The organism is Streptomyces sp. NPDC048441, assembly GCF_043200235.1.
GTDB lineage: Bacteria > Actinomycetota > Actinomycetes > Streptomycetales > Streptomycetaceae > Streptomyces.
Genome location: NZ_JBICXM010000020.1, coordinates 86,893 through 107,281 on the forward strand (window position 1 = coordinate 86,893; position 20,389 = coordinate 107,281).

Consider the following 20,389-nt stretch of genomic DNA (forward strand, 5'->3'; position numbering starts at 1 on the left):
CCGTACTGCATATGATTCTGGCGTGTTCGATTCCCGGCACATCAGGTCATTCCACGAGGTGGTCAGGACCGGTTCCTACTCCGCCGCCGCCCGCTCGCTGGGCTATACGCAACCGGCGATCACCCAGCAGATGAAGGCGCTCGAACGGTCCGTCGGCACCGTCCTGTTCACCAGGGTCGGCCGCAGGATGCGGCTGACCGAAGCGGGTGAGGCGCTGTCCCGGCACGCGGGGGTCATCCTCGGCAACATCAATGCCGCCCAGCAGCAGATGAACGCCATCACGGGCCTGCGCACCGGGCGCGTCCGCATCTGCGCCTTCCCCAGCGCCAACGCCACGCTCATCCCCGAGGCGCTCGCCCGGCTCGCGGCCAGCCACCCCGGAGTACGCGTCGAACTCCAGGAGAACGAACCGCCCGAGTCGCTCCAGCGCCTGGTGCACGGCGACTGCGACATCACGCTGGCCTTCCACTATCCCGGGCTGCACGAGGACGTACCGGACGAGGTGGTCGAAATCCCGCTGATGGAGGACCAGTTGACGGTCCTCATGCCGTCCCGCCATCCGCTGGCCCGGCGCCGCTCCGTCAGGCTCATCGACCTCGCGGAGGAGCGCTGGATCGCGGGCTGCCTGCGCTGCCGAGCCAACTTCCTGCACGAATGCGCCGAGCAGGGCTTCACGCCGGACATCGCCTTCACCACGGACGACAACCTCGTCATCCAGAGCCTGGTCGCCGAGGGCCTCGGGATCGCGATGATGCCCGGCCTCGTCCTCAACTTCCTGCGCCACCGGGAGGTCGCGGGGCGCGCCCTCGATCCGGCGTCGCGGCGGCAGGTCTCGGCGTACGCGCTCCGGGAGCATCTGCGGATTCCCGCGACGGCGCTGGTACTTGAGGAACTGAAGGCGGTCGCGGCGAACCGGGTGGGCTGCTGAGGCGTACCGCCACCACTCACACCTCCATCTATAAGCGGGAGTTGGGATACGGCTTAGAAACTGTCGTTGGACGTGATGGATGGGCGGCGGGACGCTTCCCGTATGAACGCCTCCACCACCGCGTACCGCGCGGCCCGCACCACCGGACGCCTCGACGCCCTCGTCGCCGGTGTCCGCGAAGCCGTCGGCCGGGGCCTTCCGCCGGATCTGACGGCGTATCTGGTCGGCGAGCGGCTCGCGCCGCACCTGAGCGCGGCCGATCTGCTGACCGATGAGCAGTGCGAGGGCGATCCCGCGCGCTACCGGCAGCATCTGCTGCACGCCGAGCACGACGGCAGCTTCTCCGTGGTCGGCCTGGTCTGGCTGCCGGGCCAGCACACGCCCGTCCACGACCACGTCTCCTGGTGCGTGACCGGCGTCCACGAGGGCGTGGAGCACGAGCGGCGCTACCGCCTCGTCCCCGCGACATCCGGCGCGGCGGCGCGGCTCGTCGCCACGGAGGACCTGACCAACCAGCCGGGCACGGTCTGCGGTTTCGCGCCGCCCGGCGATATCCACCGGGTCTGGAACGGCGGTACGGGGCGGGCGATCTCGCTGCACGTCTACGGCGCGGACATCTCCCGCCTGGGCAGCAGCGTGCGCCGGGAGTACGAACTGCCGGTCGACCGCTGATGGTGCTGCTCGGTCCGCCCGGTCCGCTCGGCCGGCGGACACGCGAAGCGCCGTCGGCCGCGGGCCGCCCGCTGCCGGGGCTCGCCCTTGCCGGGCTCGGCGTCGCGATCGCGTGGGCGACGCACGCGCTGATCCCCGCGGTGCCGATGCTGACGGCGGCAGTGGTGCTCGGCCTCGCGGCGGCGCATGTGCCGGGTGTGCGCGGTGTCGTACGAGGCCGGGGCAGGGCAGGGCTCTCCCTCGCCGGAAAGCGGCTGATGCGGCTCGGCATCGTCCTGCTCGGCCTGAAGCTGAGCCTGGACGACGTCCTTGGCCTCGGCTGGGCGACGGTCGCGATGGTGCTGGGGGTGGTGACCGCGACCTTCCTCGGGACGTGGTGGCTCGGCCGCCGGATGGGCCTGCCGGGCGATCAGCCGCTGCTCATCGCCACCGGGTACGCGATCTGCGGGGCGTCCGCGATCGGGGCGGTGAGCGAGGTGAGTGAGAGCGAGGAGCGGGACGCGGCGGTGTCGGTGGCCCTTGTGACCCTTTGCGGGACGCTGGCGATTGCCGTACTCCCCCTGCTCCAGGGGGTGTTGGGCCTCGACGACGCGGAGTTCGGCCGCTGGGCCGGGGCGAGTGTCCACGACGTGGGCCAGGTGGTGGCCACCGCGCAGACCGCCGGGGCGGGGGCGTTGGGGGACGCGGTCCTGGTGAAACTGATGCGGGTCGCTGCGCTTGCCCCGCTGGTGGCGGCGGTTTCCCTGTCCCTACGGGCCCGCAGGTCCGCTGCGCGGGGCTCCGTGGCGAAGCGGCCGCCGGTGGTGCCGCTGTTCGTGGCGGGGTTTGTGGGGATGGTGGCGGTGCGGAGTACTGGCTGGGTGCCGGGTGCTGCGCTGGGCTTGGCGGGTCACGCCCAGGAGCTGTTGCTGGCGGCGGCCCTGTTCGGTCTTGGCGCTGCGGTGGATCTGCCTTCGCTCGCGCGAACGGGCTGGAGGGTGGCGGTGGTTGGGTTGTGTGCGTGGGTGGTGGTGGCGGGGATTTCGTATGGGGGTGTGGTCGTGGTCGGTTAGGGGCTTCCTGTTCCCCAACCCCGCCCCTTCCCGAAAACCCGCTGCGCGGGGGCGTCCTCAATCGCCGGACGGCTGAAAGATTTCAGCCGTCCGGCGATTGAGGACCGGGGTCTGGGGCGGATCCCCAGGTAGGTCCGGGGCGCAGGCACGCCACGTGGCGGAGCCGCAAATGTCACAGCCGGGAAGGGGCGGGGTTGGGGAAATACTCCCCACTCAGCCCAGCCTCACCCTCGCCAGCTGCCGAGACTGAGCGACCAGGCGGTCTTCCGCGTCCCAGACCTCCGCGTCCTCCTCCAGGAACCCCCCGGCGAGGTTCCGCGTGGTGATGGACACCCGAAGAGGGCCCGGCGCGGGCCTGGCCCGTACATGCACCGTCAGTTCCACCGTCGGGACCCACCCGGAAAGGCCCAGCTCAAAGGCCGTCGGCGGCAACGCGTCCACCGCGAGCAGCAGCGACAGCGGATCCGCGTCGCGGCCGTCCGCGAGGCCGAACCAGGCTCGCATCTCCCCCTTGCCGGAGGGCTGGCCGAGGGCCCAGCCCAGGGTGGCCGGGTCCAGCTTCAGGAAGAGGCGGTCGCTGATCGCCGAGCTGCCGGGGACGGGACGGTGATCCGGCGCGTCCTGCGGGCCGAAGCACTGGTCGAGCGGCGGCAGCTCCGGCGGCTCGGCCGTGGTGCGTACGTCGTCGGGGAGCCCCGCCAGATCCCCGTAGGAGGCGAGCACCCGGATCCGCTCGACCTCGCGCCCCTCGTCGTCGTACTGGAAGAGCGAGGCCTGCCCGGTCGACAGGGTCCGCCCGGACCGAGCCGTGTCCGTGCGGATCACGGCGGGGCCGGGGTGGGAGGCCGTCAGGTAGTGCGCGGAGATCGTGAAGGGGTCGGAGTGCGGCAGGGCGTCGGCCAGTGCGCGGCCGATGACCGCGAGGAGATAGCCGCCGTTGACGGCGCTGATGATCGTCCACCCGGCGGAGAGCTCGATGTCATAGACACCGGGCTCCCGCCGGGTGACCGCGGTGTCGCGGTCGAACTCGCTGTCGCCGATGCTCGCGGGCACCGCTACCGGTACGAATGTCGCCTCTGCCATACCGGTAACGTACAACATGTAATTACTGAGCGGTAGCTTATTCCGATGGGTGGGACGCTACGGGTAGCTCACGAGGTTCGCCACATTGCTCGCCCCGTCCGAAGGCCCGCCCGTCCCGTTGATCACGTGCTGGATCGTGCCCGTGCCTCCGAGCGACACCGTCACCATGTCGTGGAACTTCACCCCGTCCCGCTGCGGCACCTCGAAGGCGTGCTCGGCCGCGACGGACCTATTGACGTTGAAGAAGCAGTACGAGCCGAGCCCCCACGCCTCGTGCTCGGTGACCGAGTCGGCCACCTTGTACGCCGCGTAACCCTTCGAGTTCCCGTTCATCCAGGCAGCCTGGTCCGGCGGGTCGTAGGGCATCTCGTTCTGGTAGAAGTACGTCCGGCCACCCTCGCCGTTCCAGATCGTCTGATGCTTCTGGTAGTGCTCGACGAACAGGCCGTACATCGTCACGTCGTCGCCGTTCACGATCAGGCCCGTGTCCGCCGTGTTCGTGTTCCAGCCGACGCCGTCGCCGTGGTCGGCCCGCCAGATCCAGGTGTGGTCGCCGATGACGTCCGAGCTGTTGACGACAAGGCTCTTTGTCGCCTTGCCCACGGCCGCTCCCCCGACCCGGAAGTACACGTCGTGCAGCGAGGTCGGGTTCGCGGCGTGGTCCGCGTCCGCGCCCTCGCCGCCGACCTCCATCAGCGTCTCCGAGTTCCTCGTCCCCGCGTCGAAGAGGACGCCCGCCACGTTCACGCCGTCCACGTCGGCGACGGTCATCGCCGTCACCCCGCCGTCCGGGATGAAGGTGGCGAGCCCCAGACCGAGTACGACCGTGTCGGACTTCGTCACCTTCAAGGTCTCGGAGAGGTGGTAGACGCCCGGAGTCACCAGGAGGTTCTTGCCGTCCGCGAGGGCTCCGTTGATGTCGGACGCGCTCGCGCCCGGCTTCACGATGTAGAAGTCGTCGATCGGCAGCGATTTCCCGGCCGGGGCGCCGCCGGACCAGCTCGTGCCGCTGCTGTCCTTGCGCACACCCGGCACGAACACCTTGTAGGCGTCGCCCTCGTCGACGTACAGGAAAGGCTTCTCACGCGAGACGGGAGTCTGATCGACCTTGGTGTAGGGCGGCTTGGGGAAGTCGCCCGCGGGCGCGTTCTTCGCGCCGACGAACACCATGTTCCAGTTGGAGCCCTGCCAGCTGCCCCAGTCGGTGTTACGGGAGAGCCACTGCTGCTGCGAGCCGGAGTCGACCTGTCCGTCGACCTTGGTGTCGGCGAGCAGTCCGCCGCTCGACCAGCCGCCGTCGTCGAGCTTCAGGTCACCCTTCAGATGCATACGCCGGTAGGGCGCGGCCTGCGAGACGGCCCAGCGGTCGGCGCCGGCCTTCGGGGTCACGGCGAGGTTCTCGGCGCCGCGCCAGAAGTTCTGGGTGGCGTTGCCCTGGAACCAGTCGGCCTCGGCGTGCACCGCGCCGCTGATGTCGGTGTCGTCGGGCGAGAGGCCCAGTCCGGCGATCTGCGTGTAGAAGCCGATGTTCGCGTCCACGTCGTCGTACGAACCGGGCTTGAAGAGCAGCGCGCGCCGTTCACCGCCGAACTGGTTGGTCTCCTGCTGCTTGAACACCTCGTCCAGGCGGCCCTGGACGGTGTCGTGCGACATGGACGGGTCGAAGACGTCGACGTTCGGGCCGAGGTCCGGGGCGTCGGCGGCGATGGTCGTGGTCGTGCGCTTCGTCTTCGCCGGGGACTGTCCGGCGTCGGCGCTCTGCATCGTGACGAGGGCGAGGGTGCCTGCGGCGAGGGCGAGCGCGGCGGCGGCCGGGAGGGCTCGACCGCGCCTTCTGTGGGTGAGATGCATAGTGTCCCTCCTCGTCAGCCCGTGTACCGGGCGAAGATCTTGGTGAACTGCCAGGGCTCCTGGTCCGCTCCGGAGCAGGTGTCGTCGTTCGGGTACGCGCCGGGGCAGGGGCGGTCGCGGTTGACGGACCAGAACGCGAGGCGGGCCAGGTGGTGCTCCTGGGCGTAGCCGAGGATCGTCTCGAAGTCGGCCGGGGTGACGGTCTCCTGGACGTCCGTGATGCCGTTCATCGAGGAGAGGCCGCTGTGCCGGTAGGCCGCGTCGTCGCTGTAGCCGTAGGCCGCCTTGACCGTGTCCTTCAGGCCGTCGGTCGCCTGCTTCGTCAGCTCGCCCATGTTCTGGCCCGCGCCGCCGAAGTCGAACGGCATGATCGTCCAGCCGTCCACTTCGAGGCCGGAGTCGGCGGCCCGCTTGATCATGCTGTCGTCGGGGCCGCTCTGGTCGCTGGGGAAGGTGACGTAGGTCGTGAGGCCTTCGTTGTCCGCCTTCACCTTCTTGAGGGCGTCGATCGTCTTCTGCTGTACGGCGGGGTCGTTGTAGGCGTCGCCCTCGATGTCGATGTCGATCGCCTTGAGCCCGTAGGCGTCGATCACCTTCTGGTACGCGCCCGCAAGCGCGCCGGAGTCCGCACAGGACTCCTCCAGCTTGTGACCGTTCGCGCCGCCGAAGGAGGGGACGACATCGCCGCCGCCCGCGCGGACGGCGTCGACGGTCTTCTGGTCGGCGCCGCCGGTCAGCGGGCGCGAGCCGTCCCACTTGGGGTCGCAGTCGCCGTCGCTGAGCACGAAGGCGAGCGTGAACCAGCCGACGCCGGTGGCCTCCTGGACCTCACTGGGGTCGGGGGGATCGCCCCAGCCGTTGTAGAGGTAGGGGGCGACGGCCGGAGGGGCGGCTGTGGGGGCGGGGTCCGCCTGGGCGGTGGCTGCCAGGGTGGCGCCAGCGGTCGCCGTGACCATGACAATACCCAGGGATATGAGCCGGGTTCGCTTCCTCATGGGGCCTTCCAGAACGTGGGGGGAGGGAAGGTTGGTCCAGACTTAATTCAGTGCTTGAGTTAACTCGTGAGGAAGTTGGGCGTCAAGGGGCAGGATGGGGCCTGATCCGTTCAACTTGTGAACGGGCACGCCCAGTTGGCGCGCCCCTAGGGCGTCTCGTCCGCGTCCACCACCTCCACCGCCGTCGACCGCCGGTGCCAGGCCCGTGGCGCGCGCCAGTGGTAGCGCAGCGCGAGCAGCCGCAGGACGAACGTCGTGATGACCGCGAGGCTGCTGGTGAAGGCGTTCACCATGTCGTAGTTGATGCAGAACGCGACCATCGCGGAGCCGACGATCGCGGGCACGGCGTAGAGGTCGCGGTCCCAGCGCACCAGCGAGGGCACCTCGTTGGCGATGATGTCGCGCAGCACGCCGCCGCCCACCGCCGTGGCGAGACCCAGGGCGGCCGACGGGACCAGGCCGAGGCCGTAGTCGTACGCCTTGATCGTCCCCGCGACGCAGAAGAGACCGAGCCCGGCGGCGTCGAAGACGTTCACCGCGAGCTGGGTGCGCTCCACCTCGGGGTGCAGGAAGAAGACGAGGAGGGCCGCGAACAGCGGGGTGATGAAGTATCCGAGGTCGGTGAAGGCGGCGGGCGGCACCGCGCCGATGACCACGTCACGAATGAGCCCTCCGCCCAGCGCGGTGACCTCGGCGAGTACGGCGATGCCGAAGACGTCGAAGTTCTTGCGCACGGCGAGCAGCGCCCCGGAGATCGCGAAGACGAAGATCCCGATGATGTCGAGCGCGTGCTGGACGGAGGGACTGAACAGATCCTGAATCACGCGACATTCTTACCTGCCCGCCGGTGCGCGCCCGACGAGGCCATGCCCATCGGGCTTACAGAGCGGGCTTGCCCTTCGTGAACAGCCACGTCTGGAAAAGACTGTCCAGCTGCTTGCCCGAGATCTTCTCGGCGAGCCGGATGAAGTCGTCGGTGTTCGCGTTCCCGTACCGGTTCTGCGCGGTCCAGGCCGGGAGCAGCTTGAAGAACGCCTTGTCACCGATGCGCTCGCGCAGGACCTGGAGCGTCATCGCGCCACGCTGGTACACGGCGGAGGCGAACATCGTGTCGCGCTGCGGGTCGCCGACGACCGTCTGCCAGAAGGCCGAGTCGCCGGGGCGTGCGTTGTAGCCCGCGAGGAAGGAGTCATGGGCGGACTGGGTGCCCTTGTGCTCGGTCCACAGCCACTGGGAGTAGGTCGCGAAGCCCTCGTTGAGCCAGATGTCCTTCCACTTGTCGACCGAGACCGAGTCGCCGAACCACTGGTGGGCCAGCTCGTGGGCGATGGTCGACTCGCTGCGGATCGCGGAGTAGACCGGCTTGGTCTGGGTCTCGAGGGAGAAGCCCGCCTGCGGCATGTCGTCGACGATCGCGCCGGTCTCCTCGAAGGGGTAAGGACCGAAGATCTTCGACCAGTAGTCGGTGACGTCGGCCGTGACGCCGTACACGTCGACGTTGTTGCTGTTCTCCAGTACGGGGTCGATGGCTACGTAGATCGGGGTCCCCGCCGGGGTCTTGCCCTGCTTCACGTCGAACTTGCCTATCGTGGCGGTCGCCAGATAGGTCGCCATGGGCTTCTTCTCACGCCAGTGGGCGACGGTCTGCCCGCCCTTGTCGTACGTGTCGACCAGACGGCCGTTGGAGACCCCCGTCAGGCCCTTGGGGGCCTTGATGCGGATGTCGAAGGCGGCCTTGTCGCCCGGGTGGTCGCTGGACGGGAACCAGGTCGAGGCGGCGTTGGGCTCGCACGCGACGAAGACGCCGTCGGTGGTCTTCATCCAGCCGTAGTCGGAGCCGAAGACGATGGGGCCGCTCAGCGGTTCGGGCACGCCGCCGTAGGTGACGGTCACGGTGAAGTTCTTGTTCTTGCCCAGGCTGTCGCGCGGGCTGATGCGGATCTCGTCGCCCTCGCGCGTGAACTGCGCCCGTCTGCCGTTCACGTCGATTCTCGTCACCTCGAGCTTCTGGAGGTCGAGGTCGAAGGAGGACAGGTTCTGGGTGGCGCGCGCGGTGATCGTGGTGCGGCCGTCGAGGCGGTCCGTGTCGGGGTTGTACGCCACGTCGAGGCCGTAGTGGCTTACGTCGAATCCGCCGTTGCCGAGCTGCGGGAAGTACGTGTCGCCGACGCCGTCGGAGCCCGGGTGGGGTGCGGGTGCGGCGGCGATCAAGCAGAAGGAGAGGGTCGCGGTCGCGACCGCCCCCAGACGTGCCGAACGGGAGAGTGCCATGAGTCATCCCTTCGCGCGTGTTCCGATGAAACGGACACGCAGACTCTGCACTCTCCCGTATGGGCGTGTACATGACTTGGTGCCTGATTTTTACCAAGTCATCAGGCGCTACTGGTCAGTTGACTCCTGACCCTTGGATTCCACTTCGGCTTCCGCTTCGGGGGCCACAGCGGCTTCCGTTTTCGACTCCGCCTTCGGATTCTTCGGAGCCTCCGGAGTCTTCGGAGCCTCCGGAGCAGCAGCCTCCTCCACAGCCGTCTCCTCCGCCTTGCTCACCACGGACACCACCTCGATCGCCTCCTTGGCGACCTGGAGCAGCTTGGTGTCGCCCGGCGCCTGGTCGTCGGCGTTCTCCGGGTGGTGACACGCGACCTGGTGGCCGGAGGCGAGGGCGATCAGCGGCGGTTCGGTCTTCGCGCAGATCTCCGTCGCCTTCCAGCAGCGCGTGTGGAAACGGCAGCCGGTGGGCGGGTCGATCGGCGACGGGACGTCACCGCGGAGCAGGATGCGCTCGCTCTTGACGCCGCGCCGCCTGGGGTCGGGCACCGGCACCGCGGAGAGGAGCGCCTTGGTGTACGGGTGCATCGGCGTGGAGTAGAGGTCCTTGCGGTCCGCGAGCTCCACGATCTTGCCGAGGTACATCACCGCGATGCGGTCCGAGACGTGCCGGATGACCGAGAGGTCGTGCGCGATGATCACGTACGTGAGGCCGAGCTCGTCCTGGAGGTCGTCGAGGAGGTTGACCACCTGCGCCTGGATGGAGACGTCCAGGGCGGAGACCGGCTCGTCGGCCACGACCAGCTTGGGCCGAAGCGCCAGCGCCCGCGCGATGCCGATGCGCTGGCGCTGACCGCCGGAGAACTCGTGCGGGTAGCGGTTGTAGTGCTCGGGGCTGAGCCCCACCCGCTCCAGCATCTCCTGTACGTGCTTCTTCAGACCGCCCTCGGGCTTGACGCCCTGGAGCTTGAACGGCGCACCGACGATCGTGCCGATGGTGTGCCGCGGGTTCAGCGACGAGTACGGGTCCTGGAAGATCATCTGCACGTCGCGGCGCAGCGGCCGCATCTTGCCGGTGTTCAGGTGCGTGATGTCCACGCCCTCGAACTCCACGCGCCCCGCGGTCGGTTCGAGCAGACGGGTGATCAGCCGGCCCATCGTCGACTTGCCGCAGCCCGACTCGCCCACGACACCGAGCGTCTCACCCGGACGTACGTCGAACGAGAGGCCGTCGACAGCCTGCACTGCCGCCACCTGGCGCTGCAAAAGCCCCTTCTTGATGGGGAAGTGCTTCACGAGGCCTTCGACCCTGAGCAGCGGCTCGGGAGACTCCGCGGAGCTCTTCGCGGAGCTCTTCGCGGAGCTCTTCGCGGAGCTCTTCGTCTGCGCCGGGATCGTCATCTCCTGGCCCTTGCCCTTCGCCAGATCCGTCGCCTGGTCTTTCGCTTCGTCTTTCACAGCTTCGGCGCAATCTCTTCGGTCCAGATCCGGGTGCGCTCGTCCTGCGACATGTGGCAGGCGGTGAAGTGACCCGGTGCGACCTCGTGCAGGTCGGGGCGCTCGCGGCGGGTGATCTGGTCCTTGGGGATGTCGGCGTACGGGCAGCGCGGGTTGAAGGCGCAGCCCGACGGCAGGTTGATCAGGCTGGGCGGGGAGCCCTTGACCGGCACGAGACGGTCGGTCTCCTCGCGGTCGATGCGCGGCATCGACCCCAACAGGCCCCAGGTGTAGGGGTGCTGGGGCTCGTAGAAGACCTTCTCGGCGGTGCCGCGCTCGATGCACCGGCCGCCGTACATCACGAGCAGCTCGTCCGCCATCTCGGCGACCACGCCCAGGTCGTGGGTGATCATGATGACCGCGGAGCCGAACTCCTTCTGAAGATCCCGGATGAGGTCGAGGATCTGCGCCTGGACGGTGACGTCGAGGGCGGTCGTCGGCTCGTCCGCGATGAGCAGCTCGGGGTTGTTCACCAGGGCCATCGCGATCATCGCGCGCTGGCGCATACCGCCCGAGAACTCGTGGGGGTAGCTGTCGACCCGCTTGTCCGGCTGGGGGATTCCCACTCGGTCGAGCATCTCGATGGCGCGCTTGCGTGCGACCTTCTTGTTCACGTCGTTGTGGACGCGGTACGCCTCCATGATCTGCTGACCGATGGAGTAGTACGGGTGCAGCGCGGACAGCGGATCCTGGAAGATCATCGCCATGTCACGGCCACGCAGCTTGCGCACCTGGTTCGGGTCCGCGCCGAGCAGCTCCGTGCCGTTCAGCCAGATCTCTCCGGAAAGCTGCGGCTTTCGGCTGCCGTACTGCCCCGCGGTGTGCAGGCCGAGGATACCGAGCGAGGTGACCGACTTGCCGGATCCGGACTCGCCGACGATGCCGAGGGTCTTGCCCTTCTCCAGCTGGAAGCTGAGCCCGTCGACGGACTTGACCAGGCCGTCGTCGGTCGGGAAGTGCACCTTGAGGTCGCGTACTTCGAGGAAGGCGGTGGGAGCGACCGAGTCGGCGACGGGTTCTCCGACCGCCGATCCAGTCTTGTGCAGTTCGGTCATCCCAGCCTCACTCGCGGGTCGATGACGGCGTACAGAAGGTCGACGACGAGGTTGGCGAGGGCGATCGCGAGCGATGCGCACAAGGTGACGCCGAGGATCACCGGCAGGTCCTTGGTGCTGATGGCCTTGACCGCTTCCAGGCCGAGCCCCGGCAGGTTGAACGTGGATTCGGTGAGGACGGCGCCGCCCATGAGCACGCCGAGGTCCAGGCCGAAGACGGTCAGGATCGGCGTCATGGCGGAGCGCAGCGCGTGCCGTCTGATGACGGTGGCCTCACCGAGCCCCTTGGCGCGCGCGGTGCGGATGTAGTCCTCGCCGAGCACTTCCAGCATGGTCGCGCGGGTCAGTCTCGCGTACATGGCGGCATTGAGGAACGCGAGCACGATCCACGGCAATATCAGTGTCTCGAACCAGACGTTGATCGGATCGTCCGTGGTGAGGGTGTCCTCGATGTTCACCCAGCCAAGGGTGTGGACGAAGAGACCCATCGAGATCATGCCGGTGAAGAAGACCGGCAGCGAGACGCCGCCGAGGGCGGTGATCATCGCGGAACGGTCCCAGACCGTGCCGCGCTTGAGCGCGGAGACCACACCGGTGGTGACACCGGCGATCAGCCACAGCACACAGGCACCGGCGGCGAGCGCCGCGGTGACGGGCAGGGCGTCCTTGAGGGTTTCCCAGACCGGGGCCTCGGTACGGAAGGAGTATCCGAAGCAGGGGGCCGGACAGTGGGTGACGTCGGCCCCGTTGGCGTAGTCACGCCCCATCGGGATGCCCTTGACGAAGTCCCAGAACTGGACGAGCAGCGGGTCGTCGAGACCCAGTTTGATCCGGATGCCCGCGAGCTGCTCGGCACCGGACGACTTCCCGGCGAAGAGGACGGCGATGTCCTGTCCCGCCCACTTGGGCAGCATGTAGAAGACGGTGAAGGTCGCGAGCAGTACGACCAGCACCATGACGACAACGGCGATCAGGCGCCGGATGAGATAAGCAAGCACTGTGCGCGGCCCGGCGGTGGCCGGGACCCCCTCGTGAGGGGTCCCGGCCACCGCCCGAGGCCATCACCTGCCCTTCGGACTGGCGGGATTCGGCGGTGGGACTGCCTTGCGGCGGCTGCCTTGCGGCGGGGACTACTTCTTGTCGTTCACACCGAGCGACACGTAGTCGTAACGGCCGCTGTAGGCGGCGGAGGAGTAGACGTTGGTCGCCCGCGGTCCGCGCCAGGTGATGTTCTTCTCGTAGATGAAGGGCATCCAGTACGCCTTGTCGACGACCTCGTGCGCCAGGTCGGTGTAGATCTGACCGGCCTTCTCACGGTCGACCTCGGCGATCGCGGAGTCGAAGTACTTGTCGATCTTCGGCTCGTCGATCTGCGACTCGTTGTAGTTGCCGTTCTCCGCGATGAAGCGGCTGTCGAACAGCGGCTGCGCGTAGCCCTGGCCGGTCGGGAAGTCCGGACCCCAGCCCGCCATCGTCATGCCGATGCCGCGCTTCTTCACCACCGACGGAGAGCCGGTGATGCTGGAGGAGTCGGCACCGTCGATCGCGTCGACCTCGGCCTTGATGTTGACCTTGGCCAGCTGCTCCTGGAGCGCCGTGGCGGCGTCCACCTCGCCCGGCTGGTTGTTACGCGCCGAGATCTTGGTCGAGAAGCCGCCCGGCTTGCCGCACTGCTTGAGCTCGTCCTTGGCCTTGGCGGCGTCCGGCGCGCCCTTGCGCTTCAGGATCCCGTACGGGTCGTAGTCGTCGTTGCCCTTGATCGACTTCGGGAAGACGCTGGTGGCGATCTCACCGGCGGCGACCGGGCCGCCACGGGTCTTCTGCAGGCCCGCGAAGTCCGTCGCGTAGAAGACGGCCTTGCGGCAGTGCTCGTCGTCGAACGGCTTCGTCTTGGTCACCAGAGCGACGTAACGGACGAAGTCCGTCTGCATGTTGTCGACATCGTTCTTGTGATCCTGAATGGCGGTGGTGCGACCCGACTGGGTCATACCGGTGCCGTTCATGTCGATGTCGTAGTCGCCGTCCATCAGGCGCTTGTCGTTCTCTTCGAGGTTCGCCGAGATGGTGACCGTGATCTTGTCCGGCAGCGCGGGACGGACCGGGTCGGCGGCCTTCTTCCACTTCGGGTTGCGCACCAGCGTGATGCTCTTGCCCGCGCTGTAGTTCTGGAACTTGTACGGGCCCGAGGAGAACGGGCGCTGGGTGTACTTGGCGCCGGTGTCCTCGGACTGCTTCACCGGGCTGCCCGACGGCATCGCGAGCATCTGCTCGAAGTCGCCGTTCTTCTTGGGCAGCTTGAAGATGATGGTGTTGTCGTCCGGCGTCTCGATCGCCTTCAGACCCAGCTTGTCCTTCGACTTGTCCTCGTAGGGGCCCTTGTACTCGCCCTTGGGGTCAAGCGTGGACTTCAGGTACGCGGGACCACCGGTGATGACCTTGGTCGCCCAGATGCGCTCGATGCCGTACTTGATGTCCTTGGAGGTGAGCGCGGAGCCGTCCTCCCACGTCAGGCCGTCACGCAGCTTGTACGTGTAGGTCTTGCCGTCCTTGCTGATGTCGGCGGTGGACTTCGCCATGTCGGGGACCAGCTTGTTCGACGCGGCGCCCGGCTTGGTGTCGTACGTGATCAGCGTGCGGGTGTAGTACCGCATGAAGTCCCACGTCATGCCGTAGTACGCGCGCTGCGGGTCGGCCGAGTCCAAGTCCTGCTTCGCGATGAACTTGAGCGTGCCGCCCTTCTTCGCCGACGCGTTGGCGACCTTGCCGATGCCCGCGTTGTAGCCGGCGCCCTTGCTGTCTTCGTCGTCGCTGCCGCCGCCGCATGCCGTGGTGGTCATCAGCGCCGCTACGACGAGGGCACCACCAGCGGTGAGCCGTCGTTTAGAGGAACCTGTGGGCATTTCTCGCATCCTCCGAGATTCGCGGTCCTTGGCTTTGACTGCCTCAAGAACCATGGGAAGAGCCACCTGACGCTGCGGCAGGGGCAAGCCAGTTGGAGCTGTTTACCGAGTTCCCTTGGGGTCAAGGGCGTCGCGCAGCCCGTCACCGAAGAGGTTGAAGGCGAGCACGGTCACGAAGATCGCCAGGCCGGGGAAGACCATGAACATCGGGTCGTGCTCGTACGTCGCGAGGGCGTCCCGGAGCATTCCGCCCCAGGAGGCCGTCGGCGGACGTACACCCGCGCCGAGGAAGCTGAGTGCCGCTTCGGTGAGGATGTTGGTGGGGATCATGAGCGTCGCGTAGACGGTGATCGGCGCGACCAGGTTCGGCAGCAGCTCACGGAAGAGGATGTGCCGTTGACCGCCGCCGAGGCTGCGGGCCGCTTCCACGTACTCGCGTTCGCGCAGCGACAGGGTCTGGCCTCTGACGATGCGCCCGACGTAGGGCCAGCCGAAGAAGCCGATCACCAGGATCAGTACGGCGATGCGTACGCCGCTGCCGGTGAGCCCGAGCAGATCGTCGGGCAGGACCGAGACCAGGGAGATCACGAAGAGGAGCTGCGGGAAGGAGAGCAGCACGTCCATGACCCGGCTGATCAGCGCGTCGATCCAGCCGCCGAAGTAGCCGGCGATGATGCCGAAGAAGGTGCCGAGCACCACGGCCACCACGGCGGCCAGGAACGCCACGAGGAGCGAGATGCGCGCTCCGTAGACGATCCGGCTGAAGACGTCGCGGCCCTTGTTCGGCTCGACCCCGAAGAGGAAGTCCGGACTCACGCCGCCGAACGCGCCCTTGGGCAGGTTCGTCAGGTCTTCCAGCTCGTCCTGGTGGAACTCGTTGGGCGGGTGGCCCAGCAGGGAGACGACCAGGGGCGCGAAGATGGCGACAAGGACCAGGACGATCACGGTGATACCGCCGGCCAGGGCGACCTTGTCCCGCTTGAGGCGGTTCCAGGCGATCTGTTTGAGGGACCGCCCCTCGACCTTCTTCACCCCTGCATCAGCTGCGGGAGCGACATCCTCTGTCGGGTCCGCGTCCGCAGGTGTGTCATGCAATGGTGCCGTCATCGTGGCAGGGACCCCTCTCAACCGGTGGTGACCGGCCCGCACTTGCCGCTGTAGCGACGTGATCAGTCCGTCGTGCACTGGGGCGAAGCGCCCCTGGTGCGGGAGTCTTCATCGCGGTTGCGATCTGTTACCAGTCTTGACAGGGAATGGATGCGCAACCGTGATGCTGATCGAGGTGTTCCGTTATCCGGACGCAGGTGAACGAGGGGCGAACACGGGGCAGTTGGGTCTCAAGGTGTCACGGGGGTCCATAGAGCCCCTCCACCATCAGAACGGACATCGCCGCCGTCAGGGCTGGTGCGCGAGCCGCCGTGGCCGGTTCAGGGCGTCTTCAGGCCTGCTTCAGACCCGTTCCGGACGCGCTTGGGACGCTCTCCGGGCGCGCCTCGGACGCGCCTCGGACGCTCTCCGGGCGCGCTTCGGACGCGCTTCAGTACTGCGCGGGGTAGCCGTATCCGCCCGCGGGCGCCGGGGCCGCCTGGGCCTCGCGGTCGTAGAACGGCCGGGCGTTCGCGCGCAGCCACATGGCGATCGGGTCGTAACCGTCGGACATCGCGACGGTCGACACCGGCAGTCCTTCGGGGACGGCCGCGATCGACTGCTGCATCATCGTGCGCACCCCGTCCACCGAATGCGGCGACGTGTCGTACACATCGAGGCCGATGGCCAGATACGGCGCGCCGAGCGCGGGCTGCACCCAGGCGCGGCGCAGCGAGCGGATCGCGGGGGTGCGGTGGGCGTTCTGCGTGAGCAGGGCGTAGAACTGCGGGATCTCGATGGCCGGCTCGGTGAGCCGCAGCGGTCCGGCGGGCACCAGGTCGAGGCCGGACGCGATGCGGCGCAGGTCGAGCCAGGGGATGCCGACGCCGCCGCCCGGCGCGTGCGGGTTGAGCCAGAGGCCGTAGTGGTCGGGGTAGAGGGTGCGGGAGATGTCCTGCCCGCTGACCACCTCGTACGAGCGGTTCCAGCCACTGGCGGAGAGCTCCTGGGCGGAGGTCACGCACGGCGCGTACCCGAGGCCCTCGACCTCCATGTTCCCGTACTGGGCGTCGGGGGATCCGGCCTGGCCGTGCCAGAGCAGCATCCAGAGCTGGTCGGCGGCGAGCGCCCGCAGGAGCGCCTCGTAGGCGTCGTAGCGCCCCGGCGTCACCTGGCGCAGCATGTGCTCGACCTGCCCGGCCGCAGCCGTGCCCGACGCACTCACCCTTAACCGCCCCTTCGCGATGACCCGCTGACCCGATCGCCTGATGGCCCCGGGTCATGAAACCAGCTTAAGCGGCGATCCTGACACCGACTTGACGTACGGCGCCCTCACCCGCGTACCTACACATGTCCGTGCTCTCGCCCGGGGCTCTGCCCGAAGAAGGGCCGCACCCGCTCCCGCATCCAGTCCCCCACCGGGTCCTGGGCCACATCGAGCAGTACGAGGTTCACCGGCCACGGCACCGGAGCGTGCCCGAGCGCCCTGCCCACGGCCTCCATCGGCAGGTCGCGCGCGTTGCCCTCCCAGGAGGCCAGTTCGATGCCGACGAACAGCGTGGGGTCCTCGCCCTCGACGCTGGCCAGGCAGCGGCGGGCGCTCAGGACGACCCCGATGGCCTCGAACTCACGGGCGGCGGCGGACAGGAAGTCCACCGGGTCGTGCTGCCAGTCCGGCTCGAAGAGGCGTACGCGACCGCCGCTCGCGGGGCCGTCGAGCGGGGTGCGCCCGCCCCGGCAGAGCTCGGCGACCGCGGGCGGCGGCAGCGGGACACCGACCGTGCCGTCCGGGTTGACCGCGATGCCCAGCTGCGGGGGAAGGCCCCGCGCGAACTCCACCGCGGGGGCCACGGTGCAGCCCATCCGGCCGCCCGTGGCCTGTTGGAACTGCTGCTCGGAGCTGAAGACCGGGACGTACGCCTGGCCTTCGATCTCCAGCGTGGGCAGGTCGAGGGTGCCGCTGTCCGGCGCCCCTCCGTTCGGCAGCGGGATCCAGAGGTGGCTGCGGCCGAGCACCTCCACGATGCGGGCCCCCGCGGAGACCTGCGGCCCGCCGGGCGCGCCGAGGGATGCCGCGAGCACCTCTTCGAGTTCATTGCCCGGCCATCCCCCGTACGGATGGGCGTGCGCCTGCGCCGGAATGTCCATCTCTCTAACCCCTGCTAACCCCTGCTCGGTCCCGCTCTGCCTGCGGCACGACCCTAACGTGACGGACGGCTCAACCACCGAAGCCGATCCCCCGCAGCACCCCTGCCGCCGTCCGGTCGATGAGCACCGCCGAGCCGCAGCCGCGCGGCAGATCGCCCCGCTCGGCGGCGCCGACGAGGCGGCCGACCGTCCTGCGGTGGCGCGCGAAGGCGTACCGCGACACGCCACGGCCGCGCGCGAGCTGCCCCTCTATGGCGGTGTCCGGCTCCACGTCGAGCAGCAGCAGATGCAGCGTCGTGCCGCGCCGCGCGGCCTCCCGGGCCAGCCAGCGGCGCACCCACGCCTGGGTGCCGCAGTCGTGCACCACGACGCCGTCGCCGGAGCGCAGGGCGCGGCGCAGGCCCGCGTAGTGCGCGAGGCGCACCAGGGGGCGGTAGACCGCGTACGGCAGCAGGCGCGGCATACGCAGTGCCCAGCGGTCGCGGGTGTCCTGCGAGTCGATGCGCGGGCCCGCGACGGCTCTGCGCATCAGCGTGGACTTGCCGCTGCCCGGCAGACCGGAGACGACGATCAGGTCGCCGGCGCCGAACGTCAGCCGGTGCGGGCTGTGACCCGTCCGCTGCCGCAGGTCCCGGACGACGGCCGCGGGCAGGGGGCCGCAGCTCTCCCTGGTGGGGGCGGTGGCCTGTTTGGGCAGGGCCACCCCCGTGTTGGTCGCGTAGAAACTCGTCCTGCGCACCGTGATCGGCCTCCCCATAGCGGTCACGTATCTGCTTCCCGCAGCTTCCCCGGCAAGTGTAAAGAGAAGGTAATGCGGCACAACAGCGCCGGGCCCGGGGTTTCCCCGGAACAGCACAGCGGGCCTTGCACTGCCCTGTGACGCGGGCGCGTGCAATGATGGGCGCGCAAACTCCATACAGGCCGCTTGAATCCGCGCGGGAGAGTTCCCGGTAGCCGTCGTACGACGCACCGGGGCGCCGAAGGAGCAAGTCCCTCCCTTGAATCTCTCAGGCCCCGTACCGCGCGGGCGAGGCACATCTGAAAAGCGGGCCGCCCCGGCGGCTCCACCCAAGGTGCAAGTCACGACCCCCTGATACAGACGTACTGATACAGACGGGTCGTGATGAACCTCTCAGGTTCCGATGACAGATGGGGAGGATCGACCTCGCCCGTCATGCCCTGGGAGTTCCACATATGAGTACCGCCCCCCGTCTGACAGCTCTCGATGCCGTGCATCGATCGCTCGGCGCGACCATGACCGACTTCGCGGGCTGGGACATGCCGCTCCGCTACGCCAGCGAGCGCGACGAGCACATCGCCGTCCGCACCAAGGCCGGTCTCTTCGACCTCTCCCACATGGGCGAGATCACGGTCAGCGGCCCGGCGGCCGTGGACTTCCTGAACTTCTCGCTGGTCGGCAACATCGGCTCCGTCGGTGTCGGCCGCGCCCGCTACACGATGATCTGTGCCGAGGACGGCGGGATCCTGGACGACCTGATCGTCTACCGGCTCGGCGAGCCCGAAGCCCCCGAATACATGGTCGTCGCCAACGCCTCGAACGCGCAGGTCGTCCTCGACGCGCTCACCGCCCGCGCCGACGGCTTCGACGTGGAGGTCCGCGACGACCGCGACGCGTACGCGCTGCTCGCCGTCCAGGGTCCCGAGTCCCCCGGCATCCTGAAGTCGGTCACGGACGCGGACCTGGACGGCCTGAAGTACTACGCGGGCCTGCCCGGCACTGTCGCGGGCGTGTCCGCGCTGATCGCCCGCACCGGCTACACCGGCGAGGACGGCTTCGAGCTCTTCGTCGCGCCCGGCGACGCCGAGAAGCTCTGGAACGCGCTCATGGAGGCCGGCGAGTCCGTCGGCCTCGTCCCCGCCGGGCTCTCCTGCCGCGACACGCTCCGTCTCGAGGCGGGTATGCCGCTGTACGGGCACGAGCTGACCGCGGAGCTGACGCCGTTCGACGCGGGTCTCGGCCGGGTCGTGAAGTTCGAGAAGACCTCGCAGTCCGACACCTTCGTGGGGCGCGCGGCGCTCGCGGCCGCCGCCGAGCGCGCCGAGACCGCTCCCCCGCGCAAGCTGGTGGGCCTGATCGCCGAAGGCCGCCGCGTCCCGCGCGCGGGCTTCTCCGTGGTCGCCGACGGCAAGGTCATCGGCGAGGTCACATCCGGCGCCCCGTCCCCGACGCTCGGCAAGCCGATCGCGATCGCATACGTCGACGTGGAGCACGCGCCCCCCGGCACCGAGGGCGTCGGCGTCGACATCCGCGGCACGCACGAGCCGTACGAGGTCGTGGCTCTGCCGTTCTACAAGCGCCAGAAGTGACACTTCTAGCGCTGTAGCGACTCCCGCTGGTGACGCTTCCGCCCCCGTGGTACCCCGGAAGTGACCCCACGCACATCTTTCCCGTTCCGCAGCACCCACCCGCGTACAGGAGAATTCAGGTCATGAGCAACCCCCAGCAGCTGCGTTACAGCAAGGAGCACGAGTGGCTCTCGGCCACCGAGGACGGTGTGGCGACGATCGGCATCACGGAGTTCGCGGCCAACGCGCTCGGTGACGTCGTCTACGCCCAGCTCCCTGAGGTCGGCGAGACCGTGACCGCGGGCGAGACCTGCGGCGAGCTCGAGTCGACGAAGTCCGTCAGCGACCTGTACTCCCCCGTGACCGGTGAGGTCACCGAGGCGAACCAGGACGTCGCGGACGACCCGTCGCTGGTGAACTCCGCCCCCTTCGAGGGCGGCTGGCTGTTCAAGGTACGGATCTCGGAGGAGCCGAAGGACCTGCTCTCCGCGGCCGAATACACCGAGCTCGCAGGCAACTAAGAGCCTTCCGGCAACTAAAGACCCTT

At 68.6% G+C, this 20,389-nt stretch carries 18 protein-coding genes and 1 riboswitch; of the genes, 5 read left to right on the forward strand and 13 right to left on the reverse strand.

Annotated features, from left to right (window positions below; all coding sequences use genetic code 11):
* The first annotated feature begins 22 nt into the window (after positions 1-22).
* From ACGFSB_RS35005 to ACGFSB_RS35015, 3 genes are all read left to right on the forward strand, one after another.
* A complete protein-coding gene (locus ACGFSB_RS35005; protein WP_393407901.1) occupies positions 23-928 on the forward strand; it encodes a LysR substrate-binding domain-containing protein in 906 nt (301 codons plus the stop codon).
* A 102-nt stretch (positions 929-1,030) separates the two neighbouring features.
* Entirely contained in the window at positions 1,031-1,600 is a 570-nt protein-coding gene (locus tag ACGFSB_RS35010; protein ID WP_393407904.1) for a cysteine dioxygenase, read from the forward strand.
* Positions 1,600-2,652: a YeiH family protein gene (locus ACGFSB_RS35015; protein ID WP_393407906.1), complete on the forward strand. Its 1,053-nt coding sequence runs from the start codon at positions 1,600-1,602 to the stop codon at positions 2,650-2,652. Before ACGFSB_RS35010 ends, ACGFSB_RS35015 begins: the two co-directional genes overlap by 1 nt.
* A gap of 213 nt (positions 2,653-2,865) precedes the next feature.
* Here the strand turns inward: ACGFSB_RS35015 and ACGFSB_RS35020 are convergent, their stop codons facing one another.
* From ACGFSB_RS35020 to ACGFSB_RS35080, 13 genes are all read right to left on the reverse strand, one after another.
* On the reverse strand, positions 2,866-3,735 hold the full coding sequence (locus ACGFSB_RS35020) for a thioesterase family protein (RefSeq protein ID WP_393407909.1): 870 nt from the start codon (positions 3,733-3,735) through the stop codon (positions 2,866-2,868).
* Between the two features lie 57 nt (positions 3,736-3,792).
* Entirely contained in the window at positions 3,793-5,586 is a 1,794-nt protein-coding gene (locus ACGFSB_RS35025) for a coagulation factor 5/8 type domain-containing protein (protein WP_393407911.1), read from the reverse strand.
* A gap of 14 nt (positions 5,587-5,600) precedes the next feature.
* Positions 5,601-6,581: a chitinase gene (locus ACGFSB_RS35030; protein ID WP_393407914.1), complete on the reverse strand. Its 981-nt coding sequence runs from the start codon at positions 6,579-6,581 to the stop codon at positions 5,601-5,603.
* A 146-nt stretch (positions 6,582-6,727) separates the two neighbouring features.
* On the reverse strand, positions 6,728-7,405 hold the full coding sequence (locus tag ACGFSB_RS35035) for a trimeric intracellular cation channel family protein (RefSeq protein ID WP_393407916.1): 678 nt from the start codon (positions 7,403-7,405) through the stop codon (positions 6,728-6,730).
* A gap of 55 nt (positions 7,406-7,460) precedes the next feature.
* Positions 7,461-8,852, reverse strand: a complete 1,392-nt coding sequence (locus ACGFSB_RS35040) for a M1 family metallopeptidase (protein ID WP_393407919.1) — start codon at positions 8,850-8,852, stop codon at positions 7,461-7,463.
* Positions 8,853-8,960: 108 nt separating this feature from the next.
* Positions 8,961-10,250: an ABC transporter ATP-binding protein gene (locus ACGFSB_RS35045; RefSeq protein ID WP_393408054.1), complete on the reverse strand. Its 1,290-nt coding sequence runs from the start codon at positions 10,248-10,250 to the stop codon at positions 8,961-8,963.
* 53 nt (positions 10,251-10,303) lie between these two features.
* Positions 10,304-11,401: an ABC transporter ATP-binding protein gene (locus ACGFSB_RS35050; protein ID WP_393407922.1), complete on the reverse strand. Its 1,098-nt coding sequence runs from the start codon at positions 11,399-11,401 to the stop codon at positions 10,304-10,306.
* Complete coding sequence (locus ACGFSB_RS35055) at positions 11,398-12,399, reverse strand: ABC transporter permease (RefSeq protein ID WP_393408056.1); 1,002 nt, start codon at positions 12,397-12,399, stop codon at positions 11,398-11,400. The genes ACGFSB_RS35050 and ACGFSB_RS35055 overlap by 4 nt, the downstream gene beginning before the upstream one ends.
* A gap of 132 nt (positions 12,400-12,531) precedes the next feature.
* The gene (locus ACGFSB_RS35060; protein WP_393407925.1) at positions 12,532-14,301 is read right to left on the reverse strand and encodes an ABC transporter substrate-binding protein; all 1,770 of its coding nucleotides are present in this window, start codon (positions 14,299-14,301) and stop codon (positions 12,532-12,534) included.
* 102 nt (positions 14,302-14,403) lie between these two features.
* On the reverse strand, positions 14,404-15,408 hold the full coding sequence (locus tag ACGFSB_RS35065) for an ABC transporter permease (protein ID WP_393407927.1): 1,005 nt from the start codon (positions 15,406-15,408) through the stop codon (positions 14,404-14,406).
* Positions 15,409-15,838: 430 nt separating this feature from the next.
* A complete protein-coding gene (locus ACGFSB_RS35070; RefSeq protein ID WP_393407930.1) occupies positions 15,839-16,612 on the reverse strand; it encodes an enhanced serine sensitivity protein SseB C-terminal domain-containing protein in 774 nt (257 codons plus the stop codon).
* Positions 16,613-16,731: 119 nt separating this feature from the next.
* On the reverse strand, positions 16,732-17,535 hold the full coding sequence (locus ACGFSB_RS35075) for an enhanced serine sensitivity protein SseB (protein WP_393407932.1): 804 nt from the start codon (positions 17,533-17,535) through the stop codon (positions 16,732-16,734).
* Between the two features lie 70 nt (positions 17,536-17,605).
* Positions 17,606-18,292 carry an AAA family ATPase gene (locus ACGFSB_RS35080; RefSeq protein WP_393408058.1) on the reverse strand — a complete coding sequence of 229 codons (687 nt, stop codon included), beginning with the start codon at positions 18,290-18,292 and terminating at the stop codon, positions 17,606-17,608.
* A gap of 169 nt (positions 18,293-18,461) precedes the next feature.
* A riboswitch (glycine riboswitch) is annotated at positions 18,462-18,567 on the forward strand.
* Positions 18,568-18,729: 162 nt separating this feature from the next.
* On the opposite strand from ACGFSB_RS35080, the gene gcvT reads away from it, so the two are divergent.
* A complete protein-coding gene (gcvT, locus tag ACGFSB_RS35085; RefSeq protein ID WP_393407934.1) occupies positions 18,730-19,863 on the forward strand; it encodes a glycine cleavage system aminomethyltransferase GcvT in 1,134 nt (377 codons plus the stop codon).
* A gap of 122 nt (positions 19,864-19,985) precedes the next feature.
* Positions 19,986-20,363, forward strand: a complete 378-nt coding sequence (gene gcvH, locus ACGFSB_RS35090; RefSeq protein WP_393407937.1) for a glycine cleavage system protein GcvH — start codon at positions 19,986-19,988, stop codon at positions 20,361-20,363.
* The last annotated feature ends 26 nt before the right edge of the window (positions 20,364-20,389 follow it).

Excerpts from the sequence above, each read along its gene's own strand:
- ACGFSB_RS35010 (WP_393407904.1), top strand. The coding sequence starts at position 1,031 with ATGAACGCCTCCACCACCGCGTACCGCGCGGCCCGCACCACCGGACGC.
- ACGFSB_RS35015 (WP_393407906.1), top strand. The coding sequence starts at position 1,600 with ATGGTGCTGCTCGGTCCGCCCGGTCCGCTCGGCCGGCGGACACGCGAA.
- ACGFSB_RS35020 (WP_393407909.1), bottom strand. The coding sequence starts at position 3,735 with ATGGCAGAGGCGACATTCGTACCGGTAGCGGTGCCCGCGAGCATCGGC.
- ACGFSB_RS35025 (WP_393407911.1), bottom strand. The coding sequence starts at position 5,586 with ATGCATCTCACCCACAGAAGGCGCGGTCGAGCCCTCCCGGCCGCCGCC.
- ACGFSB_RS35030 (WP_393407914.1), bottom strand. The coding sequence starts at position 6,581 with ATGAGGAAGCGAACCCGGCTCATATCCCTGGGTATTGTCATGGTCACG.
- ACGFSB_RS35040 (WP_393407919.1), bottom strand. The coding sequence starts at position 8,852 with ATGGCACTCTCCCGTTCGGCACGTCTGGGGGCGGTCGCGACCGCGACC.
- ACGFSB_RS35045 (WP_393408054.1), bottom strand. The coding sequence starts at position 10,250 with ATGACGATCCCGGCGCAGACGAAGAGCTCCGCGAAGAGCTCCGCGAAG.
- ACGFSB_RS35050 (WP_393407922.1), bottom strand. The coding sequence starts at position 11,401 with ATGACCGAACTGCACAAGACTGGATCGGCGGTCGGAGAACCCGTCGCC.
- ACGFSB_RS35060 (WP_393407925.1), bottom strand. The coding sequence starts at position 14,301 with ATGCCCACAGGTTCCTCTAAACGACGGCTCACCGCTGGTGGTGCCCTC.
- ACGFSB_RS35065 (WP_393407927.1), bottom strand. The coding sequence starts at position 15,408 with ATGACGGCACCATTGCATGACACACCTGCGGACGCGGACCCGACAGAG.
- ACGFSB_RS35075 (WP_393407932.1), bottom strand. The coding sequence starts at position 17,535 with ATGGACATTCCGGCGCAGGCGCACGCCCATCCGTACGGGGGATGGCCG.
- ACGFSB_RS35080 (WP_393408058.1), bottom strand. The coding sequence starts at position 18,292 with ATGGGGAGGCCGATCACGGTGCGCAGGACGAGTTTCTACGCGACCAAC.
- gcvT (WP_393407934.1), top strand. The coding sequence starts at position 18,730 with ATGAGTACCGCCCCCCGTCTGACAGCTCTCGATGCCGTGCATCGATCG.
- gcvH (WP_393407937.1), top strand. The coding sequence starts at position 19,986 with ATGAGCAACCCCCAGCAGCTGCGTTACAGCAAGGAGCACGAGTGGCTC.